This is a genomic window from Mesorhizobium sp. M1338 (assembly GCF_040318045.1).
Taxonomy (GTDB): Bacteria; Pseudomonadota; Alphaproteobacteria; order Rhizobiales; family Rhizobiaceae; genus Mesorhizobium.
This window is the reverse complement of record NZ_JAMYLL010000134.1, coordinates 1-1,264: the sequence shown is the minus strand read 5'-3', so window position 1 is coordinate 1,264 and position 1,264 is coordinate 1. Positions and strand designations below refer to the sequence as shown.

The 1,264-nt window shown below is 61.6% G+C and carries 1 protein-coding gene; it reads left to right on the top strand.

What is annotated here, in order from left to right:
• Positions 1 to 1,264: non-ribosomal peptide synthetase (locus tag NKH19_RS33295; RefSeq protein WP_352983946.1), on the top strand; the 1,264-nt coding region annotated here is incomplete at both ends.

The window sequence follows — 1,264 nt, the reverse complement described above, 5'->3', positions numbered from 1 at the left end:
ACCGGACGGCGGCGCCTTATCCGTCGGACCGGTGCATCCATGAACTGTTCGAGCAGCAGGTGCGGCGCGCCCCCGATGCGGTGGCAGTGGTCTGCGAGGACGAGCGCCTGAGCTATGGCGAGCTCAACGCGCGGGCCAACCGGCTGGCGCATCACCTGATCGCGCTCGGGGTGAGGCCCGGGGATCGCGTTGCGACAGTGCTGGACCGCTCCGTCGCCCTTGTGGTGGCGCAGCTGGCGATCCTGAAGGCGGGCGGAGTGTATGTGCCGATCGATCGCGCTCTTCCATCTGCGCGACAAGAATGGCTGATGGCCGATTGTGCTGCGCGCCTGGTGCTTAGCGAGAGTGACGATGATGATCTGCTTGAGGTGACGATCCCTGTTCTGGCGATTGAGCCGCTCATGACCGGAGCAGGGTCTAGTGCCGATCCTGGCCTGGCATTGAGCGCCGAGGCTGCTGCTTACGTGATGTACACCTCCGGCTCGACCGGCCTTCCCAAGGGGGTTGTTGTTGCTCACCGTGCGGTCAACCGGCTCGTCATCAACAATGGCTATGCGCAGTTCAGCTCGAGTGATCGTATGGCGTGGGTGGGTAATCCCGCCTTCGACGCCAGCACATTTGAAGTGTGGGCGCCGCTGCTCAACGGTGGCTGCATCATTGCAATGGATGCCACGACCGTCATAAATCCTTCAAATTTTGCCAAGTCACTTGAACAGCAACGGGTGACAACCCTTTTTCTAACAACAGCGTTATTCAACCAATATACGTCATCGATCGCTCCGACGTTAGCACAACTTAAGTACCTCCTCTGTGGAGGCGAGGTCAGTGACGTTCCCTCATTTTTGAGATTGCTGAGAGAAGAAGGTCCTGTACGCCTCATTCACTGCTACGGTCCGACCGAGACAACGACCTTCGCGACAGTCTGCGAGATCGCCCAATCTGTCGGGGGGCTGGCCTCCATCCCGATCGGGCGCCCGATTGCGAACACGCGGGTGTACCTGCTGGACGGTCATGGTGGGCCCGTGCCGTTCGGGGCGGTGGGTGAGCTTTACGTTGGCGGGGCCGGCGTTGCGCGTGGCTACCTGAACCGGCCTGATCTGACGGCCGAGCGGTTCATCGCCAGCCCCTTTGTGGAAGGCGATCGGCTGTATAAGACCGGTGACCTGGCGCGCTATCTGCCGGACGGCAATCTGGAGTTCCTGGGCCGCAACGACGACCAGGTGAAGATCCGCGGCTTCCGCATCGAGCCGGGCGAGATCGCGGC